Source organism: Citrobacter sp. Cy070 (genome assembly GCF_030332245.1).
In the GTDB taxonomy this organism is placed as follows: Bacteria; Pseudomonadota; Gammaproteobacteria; order Enterobacterales; family Enterobacteriaceae; genus Citrobacter; species Citrobacter youngae.
This window is the reverse complement of sequence record NZ_JAOWIG010000088.1, coordinates 18,275-42,679: the sequence shown is the minus strand read 5'-3', so window position 1 is coordinate 42,679 and position 24,405 is coordinate 18,275. Positions and strand designations below refer to the sequence as shown.

Genomic DNA, 24,405 nt, shown 5'->3' with positions numbered 1-24,405 from the left:
AAAATCGGTGGAGCTGCATGACAAAGTCATCGGGCATTATCTGAACATAAAACACTATCAATAAGTTGGAGTCATTACCATGACTGACATAGCGTACGATATCAAAAATCGGCAATAGCAAATTATTGCTATTTAAGCTGTCTCTTCAGATGAGGTGACATTTATTTGCTGACGGAAAGCCTGCGGCGTAACCTGGTACGTTTGACGGAATACTTTGCAAAAATAACTGGTTTGTGAAAAGCCTAAATTTCGCGCAATACTGGCGATGCTCCAGTCGCTATGACAAAGCAACTCTTTGGCACTTGCCATTCGCTGTTGATTTACCCATGCGTTAAACCCTATCCCCTGATATTTTTTGAACAATTTGCTGAAATAGTAAGGACTGAGATAAACATGAGAGGCAACATCTTCCAGACGCAGCTCGTCTGATAAATGCGCATCAATATAGCGCAGGGCTTTTTTCATTTTACTGTCATGCGGATTGGTACTGCGGTTAGCGCGTACCGGTTCTGACTGCTGCGGATTGTCTTTGATTACGACGAAATTCAGTTGTTTTTTAAGACAATTTTCTACAATGAGCTTTAGCAAATCCGCGGAAGCAATAACCCGCGAATAGTCCATTTCCGGTACATTACGAAATTCACTCACCAGTTCGGGATCGGCTTGCCAACGGTCGTCCACGTTCAGAATATCCACCAGCCCCACGTCATTGCTTAGGCGCACCTGACCACATAAGACAAACCCGACCAGATGTCCCGCAATGACCAGCGGAATGGAGAAGTCGGTAAGTCCGGCATGGCAGCGATAAATGCAGGGTTGATCGGATTTTGAAGCTTCCAGTCCCCCACAGCGATCGCTCATACGACATCGTGTACTATGCTGAGGATGCTGGCGCATCAACTGGCAAAAAGGAGTGAAATTAAAAAGCTCAGAAATTTCATCACCGTGAATATTGACAACCACAACAGCCAGACTGGTGGCCTGCGCAAAATCCTGTGCGATTTTATTAATGAGTTCTGAGTTCAGGGCACTCGCAGAAATCATGATAAAACCTCTCAGTTAATTTATTGTTATAAATAAAACACATTATTTACATCTGCTTTTCATCTCGCTATCCAGAGCAATGATAAAAGGCGTATTCGAACATAACAAAAGTCTCCCATTCTTGGGAGACTTTTTAAGCGGTTCAGGAAACCTGATCACGAAAACAGTTATTACATTTCAAAAATAAACATTTTCCGTGAAGCTAACGCTCATTTTCCTCCAGCTTACAGCTATTACACGGTAAGTTTTTGCCAATAAAGTAACGATAAATTGCTGCCCCCGCACAAGCGCCAATGATAGGTGCCACGATCGGGACAATAAAGTAAGGAATATCACGCCCCCCAGTCATCGCGACATCCCCCCAACCCGCCATCCATGCGAACAATTTTGGCCCAAAATCACGAGCCGGATTCATGGCGAATCCGGTAAGCGGTCCGGTCGATGCCCCAAGAACGGCAACCAGAATACCGATCAGTAGTGGTGCCAACGGCCCCCGGGGAATCCCATTGCCATCATCGGTGAGCGCCATGATCATCCCCATCAGAATGGAGGTAATCACAACTTCCACCAGTGCAGCCTGCCAGACGCTGAGTGCAGCGGCAGGATAAGTGCTAAATATGCTGGCAAGCTGCAAACTTTCGAGGCTACCCCGCACCATGTGGTGGGCGGTTTCATACTCGATAAACAAACTGCCATACAACAAATAGGCGAGCAGAGCGCCACCAAAGGCACCAGCCACCTGAGCAATGGAGTACGGCAACACTTTACGACCTGGAAAACAGGCAAACAACCACAGTGCGATGGTGATAGCGGGATTGAGATGTGCACCTGAGATCCCTGCTGTCAGATAAACTGCCAGAGAGATCCCCAGTCCCCATATAATGCAGATCTCCCATAACCCTAAACTGGCACCGGCTACTTTCAGGGCGCTCAGGCATCCAATGCCAAAAAACAAAAACAACCCGGTACCCAAAAACTCGGCAATGCATTGCGCTTTTAGTAAATCGTTCATTGTGACACCTTCTAAGCAGAGTTCGTGTCTTTACCAGCGGACTCCTTGCTGGCAAGTAGAATACTTCGAGGCTTACTATAAAAAGCCATGTCGGCAAATTGTTGGCAATCTGCGGGCGGTATGACTTTAAAAATCGTGTTGCGATAGCAAATTCTTGCCATCACTTTTATTAAACAAAGCCAGATGACGGGGAATTTCTCTATTATTTGTACATTTTAGAAATAATAAAATATTGCCAATAGCATAATCTTGTTTTCAGATAACCGTCACAAATTCATTTTCCCCGCATAGCAAATGATATTTTGCCTGTCACGTTCAAAAGTGTAAATATGGAATTAACATAACCAAATAATCACATCAACAAATCTAAAAATGATCAATAAAAACAACACAATAAAATAATTAACAGCAATTTTATATCACCAGTTCCTCACTATTTTTTCTCTCATACATTCAAGTCAGCCATTCTTTTTCCTCGCTTCTTTTTATAGTCATGAAAATCGGGACAACCCAGGCGAGGTCTTTATGCAACAAGAAGCGTTAGGAATGGTAGAAACCAAAGGCTTAACTGCAGCCATAGAGGCCGCAGATGCAATGGTGAAGTCAGCCAATGTAATGCTGGTCGGCTACGAAAAAATTGGTTCGGGACTGGTAACAGTCATTGTCCGCGGTGATGTCGGCGCGGTTAAAGCAGCAACAGATGCCGGTGCCGCCGCGGCCCGTAACGTGGGAGAAGTGAAAGCCGTACACGTCATTCCACGTCCTCATACCGATGTCGAAAAAATCTTACCGAAGGGAATTAGCTAATGAGCAGCAATGAGCTGGTTGAACAGATCATGGCGCAGGTGATTGCTCGCGTGGCGACGCCGGAACAGCAGGCTATCCCTGAAAATAATCCTCCAACACGAGAAACGGCTATGGCAGAGAAGAGCTGCAGTTTAACGGAATTTGTCGGTACTGCGATTGGCGACACCGTCGGTCTGGTGATCGCCAACGTAGATAGCGCCTTACTGGACGCGATGAAACTTGAAAAGCGTTATCGCTCCATTGGCATCCTTGGCGCACGTACTGGTGCGGGTCCACACATCATGGCTGCTGATGAAGCGGTGAAAGCCACAAATACTGAAGTCGTCAGCATCGAGTTGCCGCGTGATACCAAAGGCGGCGCTGGTCATGGTTCGCTAATAATTCTCGGCGGTAATGACGTTTCTGACGTGAAGCGCGGGATTGAAGTTGCGCTGAAAGAGCTGGATCGCACCTTTGGCGACGTTTATGCCAACGAAGCCGGTCACATCGAGATGCAATACACCGCACGCGCCAGCTACGCGCTGGAAAAAGCCTTTGGCGCACCGATTGGTCGTGCCTGTGGCGTCATCGTCGGCGCACCCGCATCCGTAGGTGTCCTGATGGCCGATACGGCGCTGAAATCCGCCAATGTTGAAGTGGTGGCCTACAGCTCCCCCGCCCATGGCACCAGTTTCAGCAACGAAGCCATTTTGGTCATTTCCGGTGACTCAGGGGCCGTGCGTCAGGCTGTTATCTCAGCCCGTGAAATCGGTAAAACCGTGCTGGCGACCCTCGGCTCAGAACCCAAAAACGACCGTCCGTCCTATATCTGATATCAGTGAGGCTGATTCATGAGATCGAAAAGATTTGAAGCACTGGCGAAACGCCCTGTGAATCAGGACGGCTTCGTTAAGGAGTGGATCGAAGAAGGCTTCATTGCGATGGAAAGCCCGAACGACCCTAAGCCGTCGATTAAAATCGTCAACGGGATGGTCACTGAACTGGACGGCAAATCCGCCAGTGAATTTGATCTGATTGACCACTTCATCGCGCGCTACGGCATTAACCTGGCTCGCGCTGAAGAGGTGATGGCGATGGACTCGGTTAAACTCGCCAATATGCTTTGCGACCCCAACGTCAAGCGTATGGACATTGTTCCTCTGACCACGGCAATGACGCCAGCGAAAATTGTGGAAGTGGTTTCACACATGAACGTCGTTGAGATGATGATGGCCATGCAGAAAATGCGTGCCCGCCGTACCCCATCTCAACAAGCGCACGTGACTAACGTCAAAGATAACCCGGTACAGATTGCCGCCGATGCTGCAGAGGGTGCCTGGCGTGGCTTTGATGAGCAGGAAACGACCGTTGCTGTTGCACGTTACGCGCCGTTTAACGCGATTGCACTGCTGGTAGGTTCGCAGGTTGGACGCCCAGGTGTGTTAACTCAGTGTTCTCTGGAAGAAGCCACCGAGCTGAAACTCGGTATGTTAGGTCATACCTGTTATGCGGAAACGATCTCCGTCTACGGTACTGAACCCGTCTTTACCGACGGCGACGATACGCCATGGTCAAAAGGTTTTCTGGCCTCTTCTTACGCTTCACGCGGCCTGAAAATGCGCTTCACGTCTGGCTCCGGTTCAGAAGTTCAGATGGGCTACGCCGAAGGCAAATCGATGCTTTATCTGGAAGCGCGCTGCATTTACATCACCAAGGCAGCTGGCGTTCAGGGTTTGCAAAACGGTTCAGTAAGTTGCATTGGCGTACCTTCAGCCGTGCCATCGGGTATTCGCGCGGTGCTGGCAGAAAACCTGATCTGCTCGTCACTGGATCTGGAGTGTGCCTCCAGTAATGACCAGACCTTTACCCACTCCGATATGCGTCGTACTGCTCGTCTGCTGATGCAATTCTTGCCGGGTACAGATTTCATTTCATCTGGTTATTCCGCTGTTCCGAACTACGACAACATGTTCGCCGGTTCCAACGAGGATGCCGAAGATTTTGACGATTACAACGTCATCCAGCGCGATCTGAAAGTCGACGGTGGTCTGCGTCCGGTGCGAGAAGAAGACGTTATCGCCATTCGCAATAAAGCAGCTCGCGCACTGCAGGCCGTATTCGCCGGGATGGGATTACCGCCAATCACCGACGAAGAAGTCGAGGCCGCGACCTACGCCCACGGTTCAAAAGATATGCCAGAGCGTAACATCGTTGAAGACATCAAATTTGCGCAAGAGATCATCAATAAAAACCGTAACGGTCTGGAAGTGGTGAAAGCTCTTGCTCAGGGCGGGTTTACCGATGTCGCTCAGGACATGCTCAACATCCAGAAAGCCAAGTTAACCGGGGATTATCTGCATACCTCCGCCATTATCGTTGGCGACGGACAGGTGCTGTCCGCAGTAAATGACGTCAATGACTATGCCGGTCCGGCAACAGGTTATCGCCTGCAAGGCGAACGCTGGGAAGAGATCAAAAACATCCCTGGCGCACTTGATCCCAACGAACTTGGCTAAGGGGTGAAAAATGGAAATCAATGAAAAGCTGCTGCGCCGGATAATTGAAGACGTACTGTCTGAAATGCAAACCAGCGACAAACCTGTCTCATTCCGCTCAACGACAGCGGCTAGCGCACCAAAGGCTGCAGCGGTACAAGGCGACAGTTTTCTGACTGAGATTGGCGAAGCCAAACAGGGCCAGCAGCAGGATGAAGTGATTATTGCCGTAGGGCCAGCGTTTGGTCTGTCGCAAACCGTCAATATCGTCGGTATACCACACAAAAATATCTTACGCGAAGTGATTGCCGGTATTGAAGAAGAAGGCATTAAAGCGCGCGTTATCCGCTGCTTTAAATCCTCTGATGTGGCGTTTGTTGCCGTGGAAGGTAACCGCCTGAGTGGCTCCGGGATCTCTATCGGCATCCAGTCAAAAGGCACCACGGTTATTCATCAGCAGGGATTACCGCCGCTTTCTAACCTGGAGCTGTTCCCTCAGGCACCGCTTCTGACGCTGGAAACCTACCGTCAGATCGGTAAAAACGCCGCGCGTTATGCCAAGCGTGAATCTCCGCAACCGGTCCCTACGCTGAATGACCAGATGGCTCGTCCTAAGTACCAGGCGAAATCAGCCATTCTGCACATTAAAGAGACCAAATACGTCGTGACGGGCAAAAACCCGCAGGAACTGCGCGTGGCGCTTTGATAAAGGATAACTCCATGAATACCGACGCAATTGAATCGATGGTTCGGGATGTGCTGAGCCGGATGAACAGCCTGCAGGGAGAGTCCGCAACTCCGACCACGGCGAGTTCATCAGCTCATACCGCGAAAGTCTCGGACTACCCTCTCGCGAATAAACATCCTGAGTGGGTAAAAACCGCAACCAACAAAACCCTGGATGACTTCACGCTCGAAAATGTTCTGAGCAACAAAGTGACGGCGCAAGACATGCGCATCACCCCTGAAACGCTGCGCCTCCAGGCGGAAATCGCCAAGGATGCCGGACGTGACAGGCTGGCGATGAACTTCGAGCGCGCCGCTGAGCTAACCGCCGTACCTGACGACCGTATTCTTGAGATCTACAACGCGCTGCGCCCGTACCGCTCAACGAAAGACGAGCTGATGGCCATCGCCGACGATCTCGAAAATCGTTATCAGGCAAAGATCTGCGCAGCTTTCGTTCGTGAAGCGGCAGCGCTGTACGTTGAGCGTAAAAAACTCAAAGGCGACGACTAACTCAGGGACAGGATCATGCGATATATAGCTGGCATTGACATAGGCAACTCATCCACGGAAGTCGCTCTGGCTACCCTGGATGAGTCTGGCGCACTGAGCATCACCAGCAGTGCGCTGGCGGAAACCACCGGGATTAAGGGCACATTGCGTAATGTGTTTGGCATTCAGGAGGCGCTTACGCTGGCGGCTAAAAACGCCGGAATCAATGTCAGCGATATTGCGCTCATCCGTATTAACGAAGCCACTCCGGTCATTGGCGACGTGGCGATGGAAACGATCACCGAAACCATCATCACTGAGTCCACTATGATCGGTCATAACCCTAAAACGCCAGGCGGCGTCGGGTTAGGCGTCGGCATCACGATTACGCCGGAAGACCTGCTCAGTCGTCCGGCGGATACGCCCTATATTCTGGTAGTGTCATCAGCATTTGATTTCGCCGATGTCGCCACGATGATAAATGCCTCCGTCCGCGCCGGGTACCAGTTAACTGGCGTTATTTTGCAGCAGGACGATGGCGTGTTGGTCAGCAATCGTCTGACTCATCCCCTGCCCATCGTCGATGAAGTGCTTCATATCGACCGCATCCCGTTGGGTATGCTGGCCGCTATTGAGGTCGCTGTTCCAGGCAAGGTTATCGAAACCCTTTCCAACCCGTACGGAATCGCGACTGTCTTTAGCCTTAGCGCAGAGGAGACCAAGAACATTGTCCCCATGGCCCGCGCACTGATTGGCAACCGTTCTGCGGTAGTGGTGAAAACGCCGTCAGGTGATGTGAAAGCTCGTGCAATACCTGCCGGAAACCTGGAACTGCAATCGCAAGGACGAACCGTACGCGTCGACGTCGCGGCAGGTGCCGACGCGATTATGAAAGCGGTTGGCGAATGCCCGAAACTGGATAACGTCACCGGAGAGGCGGGAACCAATATTGGTGGCATGCTGGAGCACGTACGCCAGACAATGGCTGAATTAACCAACAAACCCAGTCATGAAATCTTTATTCAGGATCTGTTGGCAGTTGATACTTCAGTCCCAGTCAGCGTGACCGGGGGACTTGCCGGCGAGTTTTCGTTGGAACAGGCCGTTGGTATTGCTTCTATGGTGAAATCAGATCGCCTGCAAATGGCGATGATTGCCCAGGAAATAACGCAAAAACTCAACATTGATGTGCAGGTTGGTGGTGCTGAAGCCGAAGCCGCTATTCTGGGTGCCTTAACCACACCGGGTACTACACGTCCACTGGCTATTCTGGATCTTGGGGCCGGATCTACTGACGCCTCTATCATCAACCCGAAAGGCGAAATTATTGCCACGCATCTGGCAGGGGCCGGCGATATGGTCACAATGATCATTGCCCGAGAACTGGGGCTGGATGATCGTTATCTCGCTGAAGAAATTAAAAAATACCCGCTGGCGAAAGTTGAAAGCTTGTTCCATCTTCGCCACGAAGACGGCAGCGTCCAGTTCTTCCCCACCCCGCTCCCGCCAACGGTGTTTGCCCGCGTGTGCGTGGTGAAACCCGATGAACTGGTGCCACTGCCCGGCGAACTGGCGCTGGAGAAAGTTCGCGCCATTCGCCGCAGCGCCAAGGAGCGCGTTTTCGTCACCAACGCGCTCAGAGCGCTGCGTCAGGTAAGTCCGACCGGGAATATTCGGGACATTCCTTTTGTCGTGCTGGTTGGCGGTTCCTCGCTGGACTTCGAAGTTCCGCAACTGGTCACCGATGCACTGGCTCATTATCGCCTCGTTGCCGGGCGCGGCAACATTCGTGGCACCGAAGGTCCGCGCAATGCGGTTGCCACAGGGTTGATTCTCTCCTGGTACAAGGCATTCGCTCATGGAAAGTAATCTCACCACGCCAGCCATTGTTATCTTCACTACTACCGGCTGCGCTGAAGTCTGGAATGACGTGCTGCTGGGTATTGAGGAAGAAGGGATCCCCTTTGTGATTCAGGAGAGCCATTCAACTGACGTTATCCACAATGCATGGCTGGCTGCCTGCCAATCACCATTGCTGGTTGGCATTGGCTGCAGTCATGAAAAACTGGTCGTGCACTACAAAAACTTACCTACATCAGCGCCACTTTTTACGCTGACGTATCAACAAAATAGCCATGATCGCCGCAGCATTGGCAATAACGCTGCGCGGCTGGTTAAAGGCATTCCGTTCCGCGAATGCCACTCATAATCCACAGGAGAAAAGCAGTATGAATAACGCACTGGGACTGGTTGAAACAAAAGGGCTTGTCGGCGCTATTGAAGCCGCTGATGCCATGGTGAAATCCGCAAACGTGCAGTTGGTTGGTTACGAAAAAATTGGTTCAGGCCTGATCACCGTGATGGTCCGCGGGGATGTCGGCGCCGTAAAAGCAGCGGTAGATGCAGGAAGCGCAGCAGCAAGCGCCGTTGGCGAGGTGAAATCCTGCCACGTTATCCCGCGTCCGCATAGCGACGTTGAAGCCATTTTACCTAAATCTGCATAAGTCGTTGCAAACAAGGAGCACAGCGTGAAGCAATCACTGGGATTACTTGAAGTTAGTGGTCTGGCATTAGCCATCAGTTGCGCGGACGTCATGGCGAAAGCCGCCTCCATCACGCTGGTGGGCCTCGAAAAAACCAACGGCTCAGGCTGGACGGTGATCAAGATAATCGGGGATGTGGCCTCCGTTCAGGCGGCTATATCCACCGGTGCTAATTTAGCAGAATTGCGAAATGGACTGGTCGCGCACAGGGTCATTTCCAGGCCCGGAGAAGGCATTCTTTCCCACAGTGTGCCCGTGCAGCCAGAGCCAGCACCAGCGCCAGAACCGATACCTTATCTATCGCAAGAGCAAGAAGAGATGGCTACAGAAATTGCATTACCTGAAGCCGCGCAACAGGCAGAGTTGATTAGCTGCAATCTGTGTCTTGACCCTGCCTGTCCCCGTCAAAAGGGCGAGCCGCGCACTCTTTGTCTGCACTCTGGTAAACGAGGTGAAGCGTAATGGATAAACAGCAACTGGAAACAACGGTCAGTAAAATACTGGATGAAATGCGTGAACGCCCTATCCCTCTCGGGATTTCGAATCGCCACATCCACCTTTGCGCCGAGGACTACACTCGCCTGTTTCCTAATCAGCCGATTAGCGAGAAAAAGGGTCTGTTGCAGCCCGGACAATATGCCGCAGATCAGACCGTCACGCTGGTCGGACCGAAAGGTCAGTTAAAGAATGTGCGTCTGCTTGGTCCACTGCGTAGTACTAGCCAGGTGGAGATATCTCGTACCGACGCCCGCACATTAGGTATCGCTGCGCCGCTGCGCATGTCCGGCAATATTCAGGGTACGCCTGGCATTCGTCTTATCAGCCCCTTTGCTGAACTGGAGTTACCCTCCGGGGTTATTGTTGCCCAGCGACATATCCATATGTCGCCGCTGGATGCGCTGATACTGCGTGTCTCTCATGGAGATAAAGTCTCCGTGGCAATCAATGGCGATGAACGCCGACTGATTTTCGATAACGTCGCCGTACGTGTTTCGCCGGATATGCGCCTTGAGATGCATATCGATACAGACGAAGCCAATGCAGCAGGCGCTGATAATCCGCAGGCATTTGCCACACTGGTGACCTCACGATGAACAACGAACTGCTGCAACGCATTATCGAGGAGGTTGTTTCCCGATTAAAAAAACGCGCGGAAAGTACCATCACGCTGAGCGTCGCACAGTTACGGGAAATTGATTCCCGGACATTATGTTGTCAGTACTCGTCACTGCACCTCCTTCAGGCAGACCTGCCTTTACTGGAAAAAATTGCAGATTGCAGTCCGTCCAGTGTCGCAGTGGTAACAATCCACGAGGCGCTGGCATGCGGGCTTCGCGTAAAAATCTCTCTACAGCATCGGCTGCTACCGGCACTCCCCGTGAAAAAGCTCGCGCGTCTGCCGCTGGAGTTCAGTGACGAGTTGGGACGAATCATCGTGCTGCATCCTGAAACGCTTCTCAGCTACGCCGACGTCGCCCAATTGAAGGATGGTGTACTGGTACTACGCCGTCGATGTGTCGTGACGGCTCTGGCTCAGGAAGCTGTCGGTACGCGAAATGTCCAACTAATTAAGCAGGAGTGAGCTATGCATTTGGCCCGGGTTACAGGCGTTGTGGTTTCCACGCAAAAATCCCCATCACTGGTGGGAAAAAAACTCTTGCTGGTACGTCGGGTGAGTGCTGACGGAGAGCTCCCCGCCTCCCCCGCTACCGGAGATGAAGTCGCGGTTGACTCAGTCGGTGCAGGAACGGGCGAACTGGTGTTACTCAGCAGTGGATCCAGCGCCAGACACGTTTTTTCCGGCCCGAATGAGGCCATCGACCTGGCTATCGTCGGCATTGTCGACACGCTTTCTCGTTAGGAGGAACTATGGCGATTTATACCCGAACGGGCGATGCCGGTACAACAGCTCTCTTTACCGGACAACGCGTGAGTAAAACGCATCCGCGCGTCGAGGCTTATGGTACGCTGGATGAGCTTAATGCAGCGCTTAGCCTGTGCGTTTGCGCGGCGAAAAACCCGCAGCACCGCCAGTTGCTTGAAAATATTCAGCTGCAGCTTTTTTGGTTCAGCGCCGAACTGGCAAGCGAAAGCGAACAGCCAACGCCAGAACAGCGCTACATCAGCTCAGAAGAAATTGCTGCACTGGAAGCCGCCATCGATACCGCGATGGGGAGAGTACCGCCCCTACGCAGCTTTATTTTACCAGGCCGCAGCGAAGCCGCCAGCCGACTACACTTCGCCCGCACACTGGCTCGCCGCGCAGAGCGGCGACTGGTCGAACTCTCCACAGAGATCTCCGTCAGACATGTATTGATGCGTTACATCAATCGCCTGTCCGATTGCTTATATGCGCTTGCACGCGCAGAAGATCATGATGCTCATCAAAACCACATTATTCAGAAAGTGACGGAGCGCTATCTCGCAGCCATCCGCACATCAGCCACCCAGGAGCCGACTATGTCACTGTCTTTTCAGGAGCTCCACCAACTGACTCGCGCGGCGGTGGCGAGAGCAGAAGAAATTCAGGTTCCGGTCGTCATTTGCATTGTTGATGCGAACGGAACTCAAACGGTGACCTGGCGCATGCCTGACGCATTGCTCGTCAGTAGCGAACTGGCACCGAAAAAAGCCTGGACCGCCGTGGCGATGAAAACCGCCACGCACGAGCTGACATCAGCGGTGCAACCAGGGGCCGCGCTTTACGGTCTGGAAAGCCATATGCAGGGAAAAGTCGTCACCTTCGGTGGCGGGTACGCATTATGGCGAGAGGGTTTACTCCTTGGGGGTCTTGGCATCAGCGGGGGAAGCGTTGAGCAGGATATGGACATTGCAGAAACGGCCATTGCGGCGATTAACGTGAGAACACATCAATGAATACTTCAGAACTTGAAACGCTTATTCGTAACATTTTGAGTGAACAACTCGCCCCGGCAAAAGCAGAAGTTAAGGGTAATGGAATTTTTCCTTCCGTTAACGAAGCAATTGATGCCGCGTATCAGGCTTTTCTGCGTTATCAGCAATGTCCATTGAAAACCCGCAGCGCCATCATCAATGCCCTGCGAGAAGAACTGACGCCTCACCTGGCTTCACTGGCCGCCGAGAGCGCTGCCGAAACCGGAATGGGCAACAAAGAGGATAAATTCCTCAAAAACAAAGCCGCGCTGGACAACACCCCGGGAATCGAAGACCTCACTACCACGGCGCTAACCGGTGACGGTGGCATGGTGTTATTTGAGTACTCTCCATTTGGGGTGATTGGCTCCGTTGCGCCAAGTACCAACCCGACGGAAACCATCATCAATAACAGCATCAGTATGCTGGCCGCGGGAAACAGCGTTTATTTTAGCCCGCACCCTGGCGCAAAAGCAGTATCACTGAAACTGATTGCCATGATTGAAGATATTGCCTTCCGCTGCTGCGGGATCCGGAATCTTGTCGTCACGGTCACAGAACCCACTTTTGAGGCTACCCAGCAGATGATGGCACACCCTAAAATCGCAGTTCTGGCGATTACCGGCGGCCCTGGCATTGTTGCTATGGGTATGAAAAGCGGGAAAAAAGTCATTGGCGCAGGTGCAGGAAATCCGCCCTGTATTGTTGATGAAACTGCCGACCTGGTTAAAGCAGCTGAAGATATCATCAACGGTGCATCGTTTGATTACAACCTGCCCTGTATTGCTGAGAAAAGCCTGATTGTTGTCGATGCTGTTGCTGAACGACTGGTCCAACAAATGCAGTCTTTTGGCGCGTTACTTCTGCACAACGAAGACATCAACAAACTGCGCGCCGCCTGTCTGCCTGAAGGCATAGCCAATAAAAAACTGGTTGGAAAGAGTCCAGCAGCCCTGCTTGAAGCTGCGGACATACCGGTTCCGGCAAAAACACCTCGCCTGTTGATTGGCATCGTCAATGCTGACGATCCATGGGTCACCAGCGAACAGTTGATGCCAATGCTGCCCATCGTGAGCGTAAAGGATTTTGACAGTGCACTGGCGTTGGCACTGAAAGTTGAAGAGGGACTGCATCACACTGCCATCATGCATTCACAAAACGTGTCACGTCTGAATCTTGCCGCCCGCACCCTTCAGACCTCAATCTTTGTGAAAAATGGCCCCTCTTACGCCGGTATTGGTGTCGGCGGTGAAGGCTTTACCACCTTTACTATCGCTACTCCAACCGGTGAAGGCACAACGTCAGCGCGAACTTTCGCACGCTCTCGTCGTTGTGTGCTCACCAACGGTTTTTCTATTCGCTAATGGGGCCGTTATGAAAATCTTTTCACTGCAAACTCGATTGTACAGCGGCCAGGGAAGTCTGGATGTGCTCAAGCGCTTCAAAAATAAGCACATCTGGGTTATCTGCGATGGTTTTCTCGCGCGTTCTCCCTTGATTGAAAAGCTGCGAAATACGCTGCCCGCGGATAATCGCATCAGCATTTTCAGTGATATCACACCCGATCCAACCATTGGTACGGTAGTTCAAGGGATTGCACAAATGCAATCCCTGCAACCGGATGTGGTGATTGGTTTCGGCGGTGGCTCCGCACTTGACGCCGCAAAAGCCATCGTCTGGTTTAGCCGACAGTTCGGTATCGAAATTGAAACCTGTGTCGCGATCCCTACCACCAGCGGTACGGGATCGGAGGTGACCAGCGCCTGCGTGATTAGCGATCCGGACAAAAGCATTAAGTATCCATTATTCAATAATGCGCTTTACCCGGACATGGCCATCCTCGATCCGACGCTGGTCGTCAGCGTACCGCCAGCCATCACTGCGAATACCGGCATGGATGTGTTAACGCACGCGCTGGAAGCTTACGTGTCTACGAAGGCCAGCGACTTTACCGACGCACTGGCTGAGAAAGCGGCACAAATCGTCTTCCAGTACCTGCCTGTCGCCGTCAGTAAAGGCGACTGCCTGGCAACCAGAGGAAAAATGCACAACGCGTCAACGCTCGCCGGAATGGCATTTAGTCAGGCTGGACTGGGTATCAATCATGCGATTGCCCATCAGTTGGGCGGCCAGTTTCATCTGCCCCACGGACTCGCCAATGCGCTGCTGCTGACCCATGTCATTCATTTTAATGCCCGCGATCCCCGGGCCGCAAAGCGCTATGCCCGTTTCGCTAAAGCCTGCCACTTATGCCCGGATAACGCGAACGATACGGCGGCGCTGAATACGCTGATTCATCATATCGAACTACTCAAAAAACAGTGCGCATTGCCTGCATTTATTGATGCACTGAAAGACGAGAAGCATACCTGGTCGCAACGTATACCGTCGATGGTTCAGGCCGCGCTTGCTGATGTCACGTTGCAAACCAATCCCCGCGTAGCCGATGCCAGTGCCATTCAGAAACTGCTTGAGGAATTATTATGAAGACAGCCATGACGGCAGAACATGTTCTTTATGACGCACAAATGATACGCGATCGCGTGCGTGCAGCAGGCGTGGTTGGGGCCGGTGGTGCGGGATTTCCTGCACACGTTAAACTCCAGGCGCAGGTTGATACGTTTCTGGTGAACGCCGCAGAATGCGAGCCGATGCTGAAAGTTGACCAGCAATTGATGGCCGTCCAGGCTGAGCGACTTATCCGCGGCGTTCAATATGCCATGACGGCTACCGGCGCCAGTGACGGTATTATTGCGCTCAAAGAGAAATACCAGAAGGCTATCAGTGCGTTAACGCCCCTTCTGCCTGCCGGCATCCGCTTACATATTTTACCCGATGTTTATCCGGCTGGTGATGAGGTGCTGACCATCTGGATGGCAACAGGCCGGAGAGTTCCACCTGCTGCGCTGCCAGTCAGCGTCGGCGTGGTGGTCAATAACGTCCAGACCGTGCTCAACATCGCCAGAGCGGTAGAACAACAGTACCCCGTTACCCGTCGTACTCTGACCGTCAACGGTGCGGTCGCCAGACCAATCACCCTCACCGTCCCCGTCGGCATGTCTTTACGCGACGTTTTGGCACTGGCCGGAGGCGCAACCGTTGATGACCCCGGCTTTATTAACGGTGGTCCGATGATGGGCGGCCTGATTACCTCTCTGGATACCCCTGTGAGCAAGACCACCGGAGGCCTGCTGGTTTTGCCTAAGTCTCATGCGTTGATTCAGCGGCGGATGCAGGATGAACGTACTGTGCTTTCCGTCGCGAAAACCGTTTGCGAACAGTGCCGTTTGTGTACGGACTTATGCCCAAGGCACTTGATTGGCCACGAGTTATCACCGCACCTGCTGGTTCGCGCGGTTAATTATCAGCAGGCAGCCACGCCGCAGTTGCTGCTCACGGCCCTGACCTGTTCAGAATGCAATGTCTGTGAAAGTGTGGCTTGTCCGGTAGGGATTTCACCGATGCGCATCAACCGCATGCTTAAGCGCGAGCTGCGGGCGCTCAACCATCGATATGAAGGGCCGCTAAATCCTGAGGATGAAATGGCCAAGTACCGGCTGATCCCGGTTAAGCGCCTTATCACCAAACTGGGTCTTAACGACTGGTATCACGACGCGCCACTGGCTGAGACTGATTATCCCACAGATAAAACGACGCTGTTGCTACGCCAGCATATTGGTGCCAGCGCCATTCCATGCGTACAGCAAGGCGAACGCGTTGTTCGCGGTCAATGCGTCGCCGATGTGCCGTCCGGAACATTAGGCGCACCTGTCCACGCCAGTATTGACGGTATTGTCAGCGAAATTACTGAACAATCCATCACGGTAATAAGAGGTTAATCATGTCTCAGGCTATAGGGATTTTAGAACTCACCAGCATTGCCAAAGGAATGGAAGCTGGTGATGCCATGTTAAAAAGCGCGAATGTGAATTTGCTGGTAAGCAAAACCATCTGCCCGGGAAAATTTCTGCTCATGCTCGGCGGTGACGTAGGTGCAGTTCAGCAGGCGATCGCCACCGGCACCTCTCTTGCTGGCGATATGCTCGTTGACAGTCTGGTACTGCCTAACATTCACGCCAGCGTACTTCCTGCGATTAGTGGATTAAACAGCGTGGATCAGCGCCAGGCCGTAGGCATTGTTGAAACATGGAGCGTTGCGGCCTGCATCTGCGCCGCCGACCGTGCGGTTAAAGCCTCCAACGTCACGCTGGTACGCGTCCATATGGCATTTGGTATAGGCGGCAAGTGCTACATGGTTGTCGCAGGCGACGTGTCTGATGTGAATAACGCCGTGACGGTTGCCAGCGAAAGCGCGGGTGAAAAAGGTCTGCTGGTTTATCGCTCGGTCATCCCTCGCCCACATGAAAGCATGTGGCGACAAATGGTGGAAGGATAATGGAAAGACAACCGCCGACGGATCGCATGATCCAGGAATACGTACCCGGCAAGCAGGTCACGCTGGCGCACCTTATTGCTAATCCAGGTAAGGATTTATTCAAAAAACTGGGGTTGCAGGATTCAGTCTCGGCCATTGGTATTTTAACCATTACGCCCAGTGAAGCCTCAATTATCGCCTGTGATATCGCCACAAAGTCCGGGGCGGTAGAGATTGGTTTTCTCGATCGTTTTACCGGTGCAGTGGTACTGACGGGCGATGTTTCCGCCGTTGAGTACGCGCTGAAACAGGTAACCAGAACGCTTGGCGAAATGATGCGTTTTACTGCATGCCCTATTACCCGGACGTAACCACATGAAACGCATCATGCTAATTGGCCCCAGCCAGTGCGGTAAAACATCGCTCACACAATGTTTGCGTGGAGAAGCACTTCATTACCAGAAAACTCAGGCGATTGTCTGGTCGCCAACGACAATAGACACACCGGGTGAATATCTTGAGAACCGCTGCCTGTACAGTGCGTTACTGGCCAGCGCTTGTGAAGCCGACATTATCGCTCTGGTACTGAATGCCGACGCCCCATGGTCACCTTTTTCTCCAGGTTTTACGGGTCCAATGAACAGACCTGTTATCGGCCTCGTCACCAAAGCCGATTTAGCTAACCCTCAGAAGATTTCACTCATAGAAAGCTGGTTGGTGCAGGCTGGGGCGCAGAACGTGTTTGTCACCAGCGCGCTGGAGAATACCGGGGTCGATGAGATGTTCATTTTTCTGAATGCAAAGGAACCGTCATGTCTCACAAAATAATGGCCATTAACGCGGGGAGCTCCTCGCTTAAGTTTCAGTTACTGGCGATGCCGCAGGGTGAAATGATCTGCCAGGGGCTGATTGAACGTATCGGGATGTCTGACGCGCAGGTCACGCTTAAAACACCCGTACAGAAATGGCGGCAGACGTTACCCGTTGCCGATCACCGTGAAGCAGTAACTCTGTTACTGGAAAAACTGCTTAGCCTGAACATCATCAAAAGTCTGGAAGAGATCGATGGCGTCGGTCATCGCGTCGCACATGGTGGTGAGTCCTTTAAAGACTCTGCCCTCGTCAACGATGAAACACTGGCCGAAATCGAGCGTCTTGCAGAACTGGCACCACTACATAACCCGGTTAATGCGCTGGGGATCGCAGTTTTTCGTCAGTTATTACCCGAAGCACCTGCCGTCGCAGTTTTTGACACTGCTTTTCATCAGACGCTGGCTGAGCCTTCTTTTATTTATCCTCTACCCTGGCGCTATTACTCAGAGCTGGGAATTCGGCGTTACGGTTTTCATGGTACCAGCCACAAATACGTCAGTACCTCGTTGGCTGAAAAGCTGGGCGTCCCGCTCAGCGCACTGCGCGTCGTATGTTGTCATCTTGGTAATGGCAGCAGCATCTGTGCTATCAAGGGCGGAAAATCGGTGAATACCTCGATGGGCTTTACGCCACAGTCTGGCGTGATGATGGGTACGCGCAGCGGAGATATTGACCCGTCAATTTTGCCGTGGATTGCCCTGCGCGAAGGCAAAACACCGCAGCAACTTAACCAGCTCCTCAACAATGAATCGGGATTACTTGGGGTTTCCGGTATCTCATCAGACTATCGTGACGTTGAACGCGCCGCAGACGAAGGCGACTCACAGGCTGCACTCGCACTTACGCTGTTTGCAGAGCGAATTCGTGCCACAATAGGCAGTTATATTATGCAGATGGGCGGTCTGGATGCTTTGGTATTTACGGGTGGAATTGGTGAAAACTCAGCCCGAGCACGCGCTGCGATTTGCCACAATCTGAATTTCTTAGGTCTGGCTGTTGATGATGAAAAAAATCAGCGCAACGCAACCTTCATTCAAACTGAAACTGCGCTGGTCAAAGTGGCCGTTATAAATACCAATGAAGAGTTGATGATCGCGCAGGATGTTATGCGTATAGCGATATCAGAAACTGTGACATTGGGCATTCCTGCTTAATTCTGCCGCACCGCAAATTGCGGCAAATCATGGTAATAGCGCGATCGCCATGACACTATGCGCCGAGGATTGCTGATCACAAAGGTGAAGACGTGGCTATTGCGCAATGTCCTGCATCGTGCGGGGAACTTATCCAGGGCTGGATTCTGGGCAGTGAGAAGCTGGTCTCCTGCCCGGTTGAATGGTATAGCACCGTTGAGGTCAGTTCGGGTTCACCACAAGTGGATGAACGCCCACTCTCGCGAGCGATGGTTGACCGGTTATTGCAGCACTGGCACTACCCGGCGCATATCAGTCAGGATATTCGTATAGATATCCAGTCAACGATTCCCATTGCGAAAGGAATGGCCAGTAGCACCGCAGATATTGCCGCCACCGCGCTTGCCACCGCTCATTTTCTGGGTCATCAGCTTGATGAACCTACACTGGCACAGCTTTGCGTTTCTCTTGAACCTACCGACAGCACCGTTTTCCACCAGTTAACCCTTTTCGATCATAACGACGCCTCTACGCAAATTCCCTGTGAAGCGCAGCCCCAGCTTGACCTGTTGGTTCTGGAAAGCCCGGAAACATTACGTACCGCAGATTATCACCGCATTCCGCGCCAGCCCGGGTTACAGGCCGGTGCTCCCGCGCTTAAACGCGCATGGGAAAAAGTACAGGAAGCCTGTATTAGCCAAAATCCCTATCGGATGGGGGAGGCCGCCACGCTTAGCGCAATCGCCAGCCAAATGTTGTTGCCAAAACCGGATTTCGATTCGCTATTGGCGCTGGTAGAAGAGTGCGATTTATACGGGGTGAATGTTGCGCACAGCGGCAGCGTGGTGGGTCTGATGCTGGACAGAAAACGTCATGATGTTGATTACATCAAATGGATGCTGGCACAGAAAAAACTGACAACTCACTGGCCTGAGCAGCATTTATTGCGGATGGTAACTGGCGGGGTAAAACTACAGTAGGGGTCGCCGCTTAGCAGCGCCCCCTACTGCCATAAAACGTTACTCTGCTTTCGCTTCGCCGTTTTTCACTTCACCCATGGCTTTCAGCTTTTTAGAGATATCACGACGCTCTTTAGAGATCTCTGCATTCTTGATGATGTAATCATCTACACGATCTTCATAGTCGCTTTTCATGCTGGCGATGATACCCTGGATAGCATCAACGCTCATGCCCGGCTTGATGTAGTCGCTCAGGTTGTCCAGCAGCAGGACGCGTTTCTGGTTGTCACGGATCTTTTTCTCAACGTCCTGGATTTCACGTTGCAGTTTGTTTTTACGACGGAACAGACGAACAAATTCCAGCACGTCCTGGAAAGAAGGCTTGGTAGTTTCCATTTTTACACCCCTGATAATGTGAGATTCGGATTCGTTAAAACAACGGCTAAAGTGGGTCAACATTACTTTCATGCCCGCCATACTTCAAGTTGCATCTGCATTGATAATGCATGGCTGAAACCTGAATTATCGAGGGTAAAGCCATTGTAGTTACCAATGGTTTTAGCCTTTTTCAGTATCATACCCTTAATCTTTGCTGAATCGAAGCAGCAGTAGAACCAATCCCCTTATCTGCTCTTTATTTGCGCAGCGCGCGACAAATCAAATGTGAGAGCAATTCCAGTTGCCGTGCCATCTCCATATTCAACCAGACATAGCCATGAATAGGTGTTTCAGCAACATTATCGCCTTTATGCTCAGCGATGAGTTGGCGCAACTCCGCCACGGTGTCATTGAGCTTTTCCGTATTGACAAGTATCGGCTGCGGATTACCTTCATATAGCGCATGAGTGATCGTCAGTAGCGCTTGTTGCGTTCTGAGCTGAGTTTCACGCAAGGTATGCGCGTTCAGCATCACAAAGTGACTGGTACGTGTCGCCCACAGCGCGTTGATTTGCAGCTCAAGCATGCACACCAGGTTGCGGTTAACCGTCTGAATAGCTTCAAAGATGGATTTTTGGATGTGGGTCTCTTTACTGGCAGGAACGATGAGTCCACGCATTTTGACAACGTCACTCAGTAGTTGTTGTAAATGCTTCTCCAGTCGGGGCTGCTCGAGCAGATTGGGGGAGAGCGCGGCCTGATACACCCGATTGTACCCCGTTACACAATGCGCCAGTTGAATACGCCAGTGAATAAATGCCCGCTGCGGCCAGATGCCGGTAAACAGCATCGCCAGTAACGATCCCAGAATCACGTCGCCACCGCGCCACAACGCTGTATTCATGTCACCCGCGGGAGCCCCGACGACGACGGCAAGCGTTATACCAATCAGCAACGCCTGATAGGGTTTTTTACCTAAGGCCAGCCAGCCGCAGAGAAACATCGCTACTGCGCACCATATCAGCATAAGCGGAAGTGACAGGAGTTCGAGACGCAGAGCAACCAGCCCAAGTACTGAGCCCAGAATCGTCCCGCCAATGCGTTCAAGCGCTCTTGGGACGACATTACCCCAGAATGAAATAGGCCCCATAATCACCACCAGCGTGATCAGAGGCCACGTACCTTCAGGAATATCCAGCAGGCGAACCAACAGAAAAGTAAGAAGAAACGCCAGCGCAATGCGAATACCGTGCACTACGCGATAATGACGATATAAACGAATTTCAAAAGGACTCAGCGACTTATCGGCACGCACTCATCCACTCCGTCAGGGAATAGCAAAGAACAGAATTGTACCTGCTTTTTTAGTGAAAACATCATCGTTATCACCAGGACTTTCATCCTGATTTACACAAAAAACAGCTACTTCGGCTGTACCGGCACATACATTTCGATGTCCCAGTAACCGTCTTCCATGCCATTATTCATATAAATCTCAAAACAGGGTTTGGCGGCTATCTGGTATGTTGCGTCCTGTAGCAGAAGATTAAAAAATTGATACCATGGCGTCGCAAAGTCATGATTTTCAACACGAGCAACAGCAATAGCATACTCACCACCGGCCAGTTCAGTCAGTATCACACCTTCGCTGTTCTCTGGGATCTCGAAATTCTCTGCGACGGAAACCACAGTATCGCAGCGCAGTTTGTCAGCAGGCACAACATCCGGGTTGTCGTAATAAACGGCGATCCATTCCAGCGGCACTATCTGCTTGTCATCCACCCACATGACTAACTGCTCAAAACCCTGCTTTACCGTTTGCTCCCACGGTCCAACCATATGAAAACCAGCAATCCTGCGTTTATCGACCTGCTTTATCTCGTACTCCATATAACCTCCGTCATTACACTGTATTTATATACAGTGTAATTGTTGTATATTACGGCCACAAGGAAATAGTGATTATTATGTGAGCAGTTTCGCACTCTTGCCAGTCAGTAGCATGGGTGAAAAATTACACCTTATGGTGGAAGTAATCGCTCAGACGCGAAAATACGCCGCCTTTACTGACCGATTCCAGGGTGACCAGTGGCCAATGCGCCACCAGCTTATCCCTGTCATAGAGTTCAATTTCCCCCACGCGTTGATGCGCGGCAATAGGCGCTACCAATTCTTTCTTATCAAGAACATATTTTGCTTTGATATTCTGGACTTCAGCCTTAGGAAGCGCCATCCAGAAATCCTGCTCGGTACCGAGGCTAATTTTTTCTTTATCGCCATACCAGATTCGTTCGACGCCGACTTGCTTACCGCTACGCAAAACCTGCACCGTATCAAAATTTTGTTGCCCCCACTGCAGCAGTTTGCGTGCCTGATCCTCGCGCCCTTTCGCGCTCTCGGCTCCCATGACCACGGCAATCAAGCGACGTTGTCCATCAACTGCGGAGGCGATCAGGTTAAATCCTGCTCCGGATGTGTGCCCGGTCTTCAGGCCATCGATGTTCATCGTTTTATCCCACAGCAGCCCGTTACGGTTTTGCTGCGTGATACCATTCCAGGTAAGACTCTTCTCACTGTACATGTGGTAGAACTCAGGTTCCCCGTGAATAATCGCCCGGGACAACACGGCCAGATCGTAGGCCGAGCTATGCTGGCCTGGCGCGTCCAGCCCATGCACCGTTTCGAAATGTGTATCTTTAAGCTTCAGCTTCTCAACGTAACTGTTCATCATCGCGACAAACTGTGGCTGTCCACCCGCGATGTAATCCGCCAGCGCGACGCATGCGTCATTGCCGGAATCAACAATTAAGCCGCGACTTAAATCGCGTACTGACACGCGATCGCCTTCTTTCAGGAACATTAATGATGAGCCTACAAACACCGGATTATCTTTCGCCCATGCGTCACGTCCGACAGTGACGATATCCGTTGGGCTAATGCGATGGCTATCAATCGCGCGATCGACAACATAGCCGGTCATTAACTTGGTCAGACTGGCGGGGTTGCGTTGCTGGTGTTCATTACCGGCGGTCAGGGTTTGGCCCGTGGTGTAATCCATAAGCACCCACGCGCCAGCATTGATGGCGGGAGGCCGAGGTGCAAAACTGGCGACATCAGTCGCATAAGCGGACGAAAAACTTATCGCGAATAGCGAAGCGGCAATAAACAAACGGCGTTTCAACAGCATGTCCTCATAACCAGGAGAAATAGCCGTTCTTTTTACGGAAGTTCTGCCGAACAAACATGGATAAATTGCAAGAAAATGTGACATAAGGCACATTTTCTTGCTGTTAAAGAAAAAAGTCAGACGGACTTCCCCTGCAAAATACGCGCAGGATTAGCCTTTATGTGATGCTGTTTCTGCATGATGGCTGCGATGACGGTGATAGCCGTCAATCATGCTGCGAAAGATTTGCCCCGGTGTGTCACCCAATGTGCACAGGTAAATATGTGCACAAATGAACAGAATGCCAACAATCGCCAACACCATATGCAGCACCAGCACCACTGGCCCGGCGCCTATAATCTGCGGGTAAAGACAGAGCAACCCGGTAATGATTAACAGCGGAACCAACGAATACATGATGGCCAGATAGGCTAACTGTTGCAGGGGGTTAAATTTATTCTCCGCTGTTGCCGCAAACGGATGTGCCTCACCTTTCATTATCCCATACAGATAAAAACGCGTTTGCAGCAGGCAACGCGTTATCAACCCGCTGAATTGCACACGATAGTGACTACCGTTGCCGCTGGTGGCATTGATCATGACGAAGCCAATCCAGAAAGCCAGTAATGCGAATCCACACCAGGTGTGCACCTGCACCATCAGCGCTACCGGTCCGATAGAAAAATGGCCGAACAAACCGCTGAGCAGAAGCAGGATAAAAAGCAGCGCATTTCCCCAGTGCCAACGGCGGACAGCCAATGAGTAGAGATAGTCACGGTGCTCTTCTCCGGCTGCCGTTTTGGGTGCCAGCATTCGACGCAGCAGTGCATGCATCACCAGACCGGCAATCATCAACAGAATGACTACGCCGGCATAAATGAGCCACAGCGGCCAGTAGTCTGGCGCATAGTTAAGCTCTGCTCCCCAGATAGAATTCATACTTTTCCCTCCTGATGAATCTCTTTACGCCGAAAAATACTCACCGCACCGCTACGCGTATCCTGCTGACGGTAAACCTCTTTTTGAAGAATCCAGTGCTGAATTTCAGGGTCATCACGGCGACCAAACTTCAGCGCATCCGTAGGGCATACGGAAACACAGGCAGGCGATTGTCCAGCGTCCAGACGGGTGTCTGCGCAAAAGTTACATTTATCTGCAATTCCTGTTTGTGGGTTCAGGTAGCGCACATGGAACGGACAGGCAGCTACGCAATAATCACAGCCAATACAGCGGGACTTGTCCACCTGCACAATGCCGTTTTCGTCCCGAAACGAAGCGCCAGTCGGACAGACGCTGACACAAGGCGCATCTTCGCAGTGCTGGCAGGAGACGCGGACAAACTGAAAGTGAGACAGCACCTCAGGTTCGTTTTCCGGTGAGCGGATCTGCACCTGCAGCCGGCTAAAACCTTCTGGCACATCATTCAGAACTTTGCAGGCAACTGTGCACGCCTGACAACCAATACAGCGTTTCTCGTCATGCAGCATGACATACGGATTTGTTGACTGATTCATGATGTTCTCCTTTC

30 protein-coding genes are annotated in these 24,405 nt (G+C 51.7%); 22 read left to right on the top strand and 8 right to left on the bottom strand.

Translation table 11 applies throughout. The features are described 5' to 3' along the window. A partial coding sequence (locus OGY19_RS19025; RefSeq protein WP_071603212.1) for an IS1 family transposase occupies positions 1 to 64 on the top strand: 64 nt, incomplete at its 5' end. A 68-nt stretch (positions 65 to 132) separates the two neighbouring features. Here the strand turns inward: OGY19_RS19025 and pocR are convergent. Beyond that, positions 133 to 1,044, bottom strand: a complete 912-nt coding sequence (pocR, locus tag OGY19_RS19020) for a transcriptional regulator PocR (RefSeq protein ID WP_048211991.1) — start codon at positions 1,042 to 1,044, stop codon at positions 133 to 135. A gap of 202 nt (positions 1,045 to 1,246) precedes the next feature. Then, positions 1,247 to 2,056, bottom strand: coding sequence for a propanediol diffusion facilitator PduF (gene pduF, locus OGY19_RS19015; RefSeq protein ID WP_286597013.1), 810 nt, complete (start codon positions 2,054 to 2,056; stop codon positions 1,247 to 1,249). 525 nt (positions 2,057 to 2,581) lie between these two features. Here pduF and pduA point away from each other — a divergent pair. The 21 genes from pduA (at position 2,582) to OGY19_RS18910 (ending at position 19,354) form a co-directional block, all read left to right on the top strand. Continuing rightward, the gene (gene pduA / locus OGY19_RS19010) at positions 2,582 to 2,863 is read left to right on the top strand and encodes a propanediol utilization microcompartment protein PduA (RefSeq protein ID WP_003030255.1); all 282 of its coding nucleotides are present in this window, start codon (positions 2,582 to 2,584) and stop codon (positions 2,861 to 2,863) included. Continuing rightward, positions 2,863 to 3,675 carry a propanediol utilization microcompartment protein PduB gene (gene pduB, locus OGY19_RS19005; RefSeq protein ID WP_005128019.1) on the top strand — a complete coding sequence of 271 codons (813 nt, stop codon included), beginning with the start codon at positions 2,863 to 2,865 and terminating at the stop codon, positions 3,673 to 3,675. The genes pduA and pduB overlap by 1 nt, the downstream gene beginning before the upstream one ends. An 18-nt stretch (positions 3,676 to 3,693) precedes the next feature. After that, a complete protein-coding gene (gene pduC / locus OGY19_RS19000; protein ID WP_005128020.1) occupies positions 3,694 to 5,358 on the top strand; it encodes a propanediol dehydratase large subunit PduC in 1,665 nt (554 codons plus the stop codon). 10 nt (positions 5,359 to 5,368) lie between these two features. Beyond that, positions 5,369 to 6,043, top strand: coding sequence for a propanediol dehydratase medium subunit PduD (gene pduD / locus OGY19_RS18995; RefSeq protein WP_115602227.1), 675 nt, complete (start codon positions 5,369 to 5,371; stop codon positions 6,041 to 6,043). Between the two features lie 14 nt (positions 6,044 to 6,057). Next, positions 6,058 to 6,576, top strand: coding sequence for a propanediol dehydratase small subunit PduE (pduE, locus tag OGY19_RS18990; RefSeq protein ID WP_048211994.1), 519 nt, complete (start codon positions 6,058 to 6,060; stop codon positions 6,574 to 6,576). 15 nt (positions 6,577 to 6,591) lie between these two features. After that, positions 6,592 to 8,424, top strand: a complete 1,833-nt coding sequence (locus OGY19_RS18985; RefSeq protein WP_048211995.1) for a diol dehydratase reactivase subunit alpha — start codon at positions 6,592 to 6,594, stop codon at positions 8,422 to 8,424. Continuing rightward, the gene (locus OGY19_RS18980) at positions 8,414 to 8,764 is read left to right on the top strand and encodes a glycerol dehydratase reactivase beta/small subunit family protein (protein ID WP_048211996.1); all 351 of its coding nucleotides are present in this window, start codon (positions 8,414 to 8,416) and stop codon (positions 8,762 to 8,764) included. Before OGY19_RS18985 ends, OGY19_RS18980 begins: the two co-directional genes overlap by 11 nt. A 19-nt stretch (positions 8,765 to 8,783) precedes the next feature. Then, complete coding sequence (gene pduJ, locus OGY19_RS18975) at positions 8,784 to 9,059, top strand: propanediol utilization microcompartment protein PduJ (protein ID WP_001057752.1); 276 nt, start codon at positions 8,784 to 8,786, stop codon at positions 9,057 to 9,059. Between the two features lie 24 nt (positions 9,060 to 9,083). Next, a complete protein-coding gene (locus OGY19_RS18970; protein WP_061067712.1) occupies positions 9,084 to 9,560 on the top strand; it encodes a BMC domain-containing protein in 477 nt (158 codons plus the stop codon). Further along, positions 9,560 to 10,192: a phosphate propanoyltransferase gene (locus OGY19_RS18965; protein WP_048211998.1), complete on the top strand. Its 633-nt coding sequence runs from the start codon at positions 9,560 to 9,562 to the stop codon at positions 10,190 to 10,192. Before OGY19_RS18970 ends, OGY19_RS18965 begins: the two co-directional genes overlap by 1 nt. Continuing rightward, on the top strand, positions 10,189 to 10,680 hold the full coding sequence (pduM, locus tag OGY19_RS18960) for a microcompartment protein PduM (RefSeq protein WP_061067710.1): 492 nt from the start codon (positions 10,189 to 10,191) through the stop codon (positions 10,678 to 10,680). The genes OGY19_RS18965 and pduM overlap by 4 nt, the downstream gene beginning before the upstream one ends. A gap of 3 nt (positions 10,681 to 10,683) precedes the next feature. Then, complete coding sequence (locus OGY19_RS18955) at positions 10,684 to 10,959, top strand: EutN/CcmL family microcompartment protein (RefSeq protein ID WP_048212000.1); 276 nt, start codon at positions 10,684 to 10,686, stop codon at positions 10,957 to 10,959. An 8-nt stretch (positions 10,960 to 10,967) separates the two neighbouring features. Further along, entirely contained in the window at positions 10,968 to 11,975 is a 1,008-nt protein-coding gene (pduO, locus tag OGY19_RS18950) for a two-domain cob(I)yrinic acid a,c-diamide adenosyltransferase PduO (RefSeq protein ID WP_101741442.1), read from the top strand. Further along, the gene (gene pduP / locus OGY19_RS18945; protein ID WP_048212002.1) at positions 11,972 to 13,357 is read left to right on the top strand and encodes a CoA-acylating propionaldehyde dehydrogenase PduP; all 1,386 of its coding nucleotides are present in this window, start codon (positions 11,972 to 11,974) and stop codon (positions 13,355 to 13,357) included. The genes pduO and pduP overlap by 4 nt, the downstream gene beginning before the upstream one ends. Positions 13,358 to 13,367: 10 nt before the next feature. Continuing rightward, on the top strand, positions 13,368 to 14,480 hold the full coding sequence (locus OGY19_RS18940) for a 1-propanol dehydrogenase PduQ (RefSeq protein ID WP_286597010.1): 1,113 nt from the start codon (positions 13,368 to 13,370) through the stop codon (positions 14,478 to 14,480). Further along, positions 14,477 to 15,832 carry a cobalamin reductase PduS gene (pduS, locus tag OGY19_RS18935; protein ID WP_115602229.1) on the top strand — a complete coding sequence of 452 codons (1,356 nt, stop codon included), beginning with the start codon at positions 14,477 to 14,479 and terminating at the stop codon, positions 15,830 to 15,832. Before OGY19_RS18940 ends, pduS begins: the two co-directional genes overlap by 4 nt. 2 nt (positions 15,833 to 15,834) lie before the next feature. Then, on the top strand, positions 15,835 to 16,389 hold the full coding sequence (gene pduT, locus OGY19_RS18930; RefSeq protein WP_048212005.1) for a propanediol utilization microcompartment protein PduT: 555 nt from the start codon (positions 15,835 to 15,837) through the stop codon (positions 16,387 to 16,389). Continuing rightward, a complete protein-coding gene (pduU, locus tag OGY19_RS18925) occupies positions 16,389 to 16,739 on the top strand; it encodes a propanediol utilization microcompartment protein PduU (RefSeq protein ID WP_115602230.1) in 351 nt (116 codons plus the stop codon). The genes pduT and pduU overlap by 1 nt, the downstream gene beginning before the upstream one ends. Before the next feature lie 4 nt (positions 16,740 to 16,743). Next, positions 16,744 to 17,196, top strand: a complete 453-nt coding sequence (gene pduV, locus OGY19_RS18920; protein ID WP_061067705.1) for a propanediol utilization protein PduV — start codon at positions 16,744 to 16,746, stop codon at positions 17,194 to 17,196. After that, positions 17,181 to 18,395: an acetate/propionate family kinase gene (locus OGY19_RS18915; RefSeq protein ID WP_115602231.1), complete on the top strand. Its 1,215-nt coding sequence runs from the start codon at positions 17,181 to 17,183 to the stop codon at positions 18,393 to 18,395. Before pduV ends, OGY19_RS18915 begins: the two co-directional genes overlap by 16 nt. A gap of 92 nt (positions 18,396 to 18,487) precedes the next feature. Next, a complete protein-coding gene (locus OGY19_RS18910; RefSeq protein ID WP_101741447.1) occupies positions 18,488 to 19,354 on the top strand; it encodes a GHMP family kinase ATP-binding protein in 867 nt (288 codons plus the stop codon). Between the two features lie 39 nt (positions 19,355 to 19,393). On the opposite strand, the gene OGY19_RS18905 is transcribed toward OGY19_RS18910, so the two are convergent. From OGY19_RS18905 to phsB, 6 genes are all read right to left on the bottom strand, one after another. Then, on the bottom strand, positions 19,394 to 19,729 hold the full coding sequence (locus OGY19_RS18905) for a DUF496 family protein (RefSeq protein WP_005128046.1): 336 nt from the start codon (positions 19,727 to 19,729) through the stop codon (positions 19,394 to 19,396). 238 nt (positions 19,730 to 19,967) lie between these two features. Next, complete coding sequence (locus tag OGY19_RS18900) at positions 19,968 to 21,026, bottom strand: FUSC family protein (RefSeq protein WP_048212010.1); 1,059 nt, start codon at positions 21,024 to 21,026, stop codon at positions 19,968 to 19,970. Between the two features lie 107 nt (positions 21,027 to 21,133). Continuing rightward, complete coding sequence (gene sbmC / locus OGY19_RS18895) at positions 21,134 to 21,601, bottom strand: DNA gyrase inhibitor SbmC (protein WP_005128054.1); 468 nt, start codon at positions 21,599 to 21,601, stop codon at positions 21,134 to 21,136. Positions 21,602 to 21,725: 124 nt separating this feature from the next. After that, positions 21,726 to 22,898, bottom strand: coding sequence for a serine-type D-Ala-D-Ala carboxypeptidase DacD (gene dacD / locus OGY19_RS18890; protein ID WP_105242165.1), 1,173 nt, complete (start codon positions 22,896 to 22,898; stop codon positions 21,726 to 21,728). Between the two features lie 150 nt (positions 22,899 to 23,048). Continuing rightward, positions 23,049 to 23,816, bottom strand: coding sequence for a thiosulfate reductase cytochrome B subunit (gene phsC, locus OGY19_RS18885; protein ID WP_115602232.1), 768 nt, complete (start codon positions 23,814 to 23,816; stop codon positions 23,049 to 23,051). After that, positions 23,813 to 24,391, bottom strand: a complete 579-nt coding sequence (phsB, locus tag OGY19_RS18880; protein ID WP_005128061.1) for a thiosulfate reductase electron transport protein PhsB — start codon at positions 24,389 to 24,391, stop codon at positions 23,813 to 23,815. Before phsB ends, phsC begins: the two co-directional genes overlap by 4 nt. Positions 24,392 to 24,405: the final 14 nt, after the last annotated feature.

Excerpts from the sequence above, each read along its gene's own strand:
- pocR (WP_048211991.1), bottom strand. The coding sequence starts at position 1,044 with ATGATTTCTGCGAGTGCCCTGAACTCAGAACTCATTAATAAAATCGCA.
- pduV (WP_061067705.1), top strand. The coding sequence starts at position 16,744 with ATGAAACGCATCATGCTAATTGGCCCCAGCCAGTGCGGTAAAACATCG.
- OGY19_RS18940 (WP_286597010.1), top strand. The coding sequence starts at position 13,368 with ATGAAAATCTTTTCACTGCAAACTCGATTGTACAGCGGCCAGGGAAGT.
- pduP (WP_048212002.1), top strand. The coding sequence starts at position 11,972 with ATGAATACTTCAGAACTTGAAACGCTTATTCGTAACATTTTGAGTGAA.
- OGY19_RS18955 (WP_048212000.1), top strand. The coding sequence starts at position 10,684 with ATGCATTTGGCCCGGGTTACAGGCGTTGTGGTTTCCACGCAAAAATCC.
- pduT (WP_048212005.1), top strand. The coding sequence starts at position 15,835 with ATGTCTCAGGCTATAGGGATTTTAGAACTCACCAGCATTGCCAAAGGA.
- OGY19_RS18915 (WP_115602231.1), top strand. The coding sequence starts at position 17,181 with ATGTCTCACAAAATAATGGCCATTAACGCGGGGAGCTCCTCGCTTAAG.
- pduS (WP_115602229.1), top strand. The coding sequence starts at position 14,477 with ATGAAGACAGCCATGACGGCAGAACATGTTCTTTATGACGCACAAATG.
- pduE (WP_048211994.1), top strand. The coding sequence starts at position 6,058 with ATGAATACCGACGCAATTGAATCGATGGTTCGGGATGTGCTGAGCCGG.
- pduO (WP_101741442.1), top strand. The coding sequence starts at position 10,968 with ATGGCGATTTATACCCGAACGGGCGATGCCGGTACAACAGCTCTCTTT.
- dacD (WP_105242165.1), bottom strand. The coding sequence starts at position 22,898 with ATGCTGTTGAAACGCCGTTTGTTTATTGCCGCTTCGCTATTCGCGATA.
- OGY19_RS18980 (WP_048211996.1), top strand. The coding sequence starts at position 8,414 with ATGGAAAGTAATCTCACCACGCCAGCCATTGTTATCTTCACTACTACC.
- OGY19_RS18965 (WP_048211998.1), top strand. The coding sequence starts at position 9,560 with ATGGATAAACAGCAACTGGAAACAACGGTCAGTAAAATACTGGATGAA.
- pduF (WP_286597013.1), bottom strand. The coding sequence starts at position 2,056 with ATGAACGATTTACTAAAAGCGCAATGCATTGCCGAGTTTTTGGGTACC.
- pduM (WP_061067710.1), top strand. The coding sequence starts at position 10,189 with ATGAACAACGAACTGCTGCAACGCATTATCGAGGAGGTTGTTTCCCGA.
- OGY19_RS18985 (WP_048211995.1), top strand. The coding sequence starts at position 6,592 with ATGCGATATATAGCTGGCATTGACATAGGCAACTCATCCACGGAAGTC.
- pduB (WP_005128019.1), top strand. The coding sequence starts at position 2,863 with ATGAGCAGCAATGAGCTGGTTGAACAGATCATGGCGCAGGTGATTGCT.
- pduD (WP_115602227.1), top strand. The coding sequence starts at position 5,369 with ATGGAAATCAATGAAAAGCTGCTGCGCCGGATAATTGAAGACGTACTG.
- pduU (WP_115602230.1), top strand. The coding sequence starts at position 16,389 with ATGGAAAGACAACCGCCGACGGATCGCATGATCCAGGAATACGTACCC.
- sbmC (WP_005128054.1), bottom strand. The coding sequence starts at position 21,601 with ATGGAGTACGAGATAAAGCAGGTCGATAAACGCAGGATTGCTGGTTTT.
- phsB (WP_005128061.1), bottom strand. The coding sequence starts at position 24,391 with ATGAATCAGTCAACAAATCCGTATGTCATGCTGCATGACGAGAAACGC.
- pduA (WP_003030255.1), top strand. The coding sequence starts at position 2,582 with ATGCAACAAGAAGCGTTAGGAATGGTAGAAACCAAAGGCTTAACTGCA.
- OGY19_RS18905 (WP_005128046.1), bottom strand. The coding sequence starts at position 19,729 with ATGGAAACTACCAAGCCTTCTTTCCAGGACGTGCTGGAATTTGTTCGT.
- pduJ (WP_001057752.1), top strand. The coding sequence starts at position 8,784 with ATGAATAACGCACTGGGACTGGTTGAAACAAAAGGGCTTGTCGGCGCT.
- phsC (WP_115602232.1), bottom strand. The coding sequence starts at position 23,816 with ATGAATTCTATCTGGGGAGCAGAGCTTAACTATGCGCCAGACTACTGG.
- pduC (WP_005128020.1), top strand. The coding sequence starts at position 3,694 with ATGAGATCGAAAAGATTTGAAGCACTGGCGAAACGCCCTGTGAATCAG.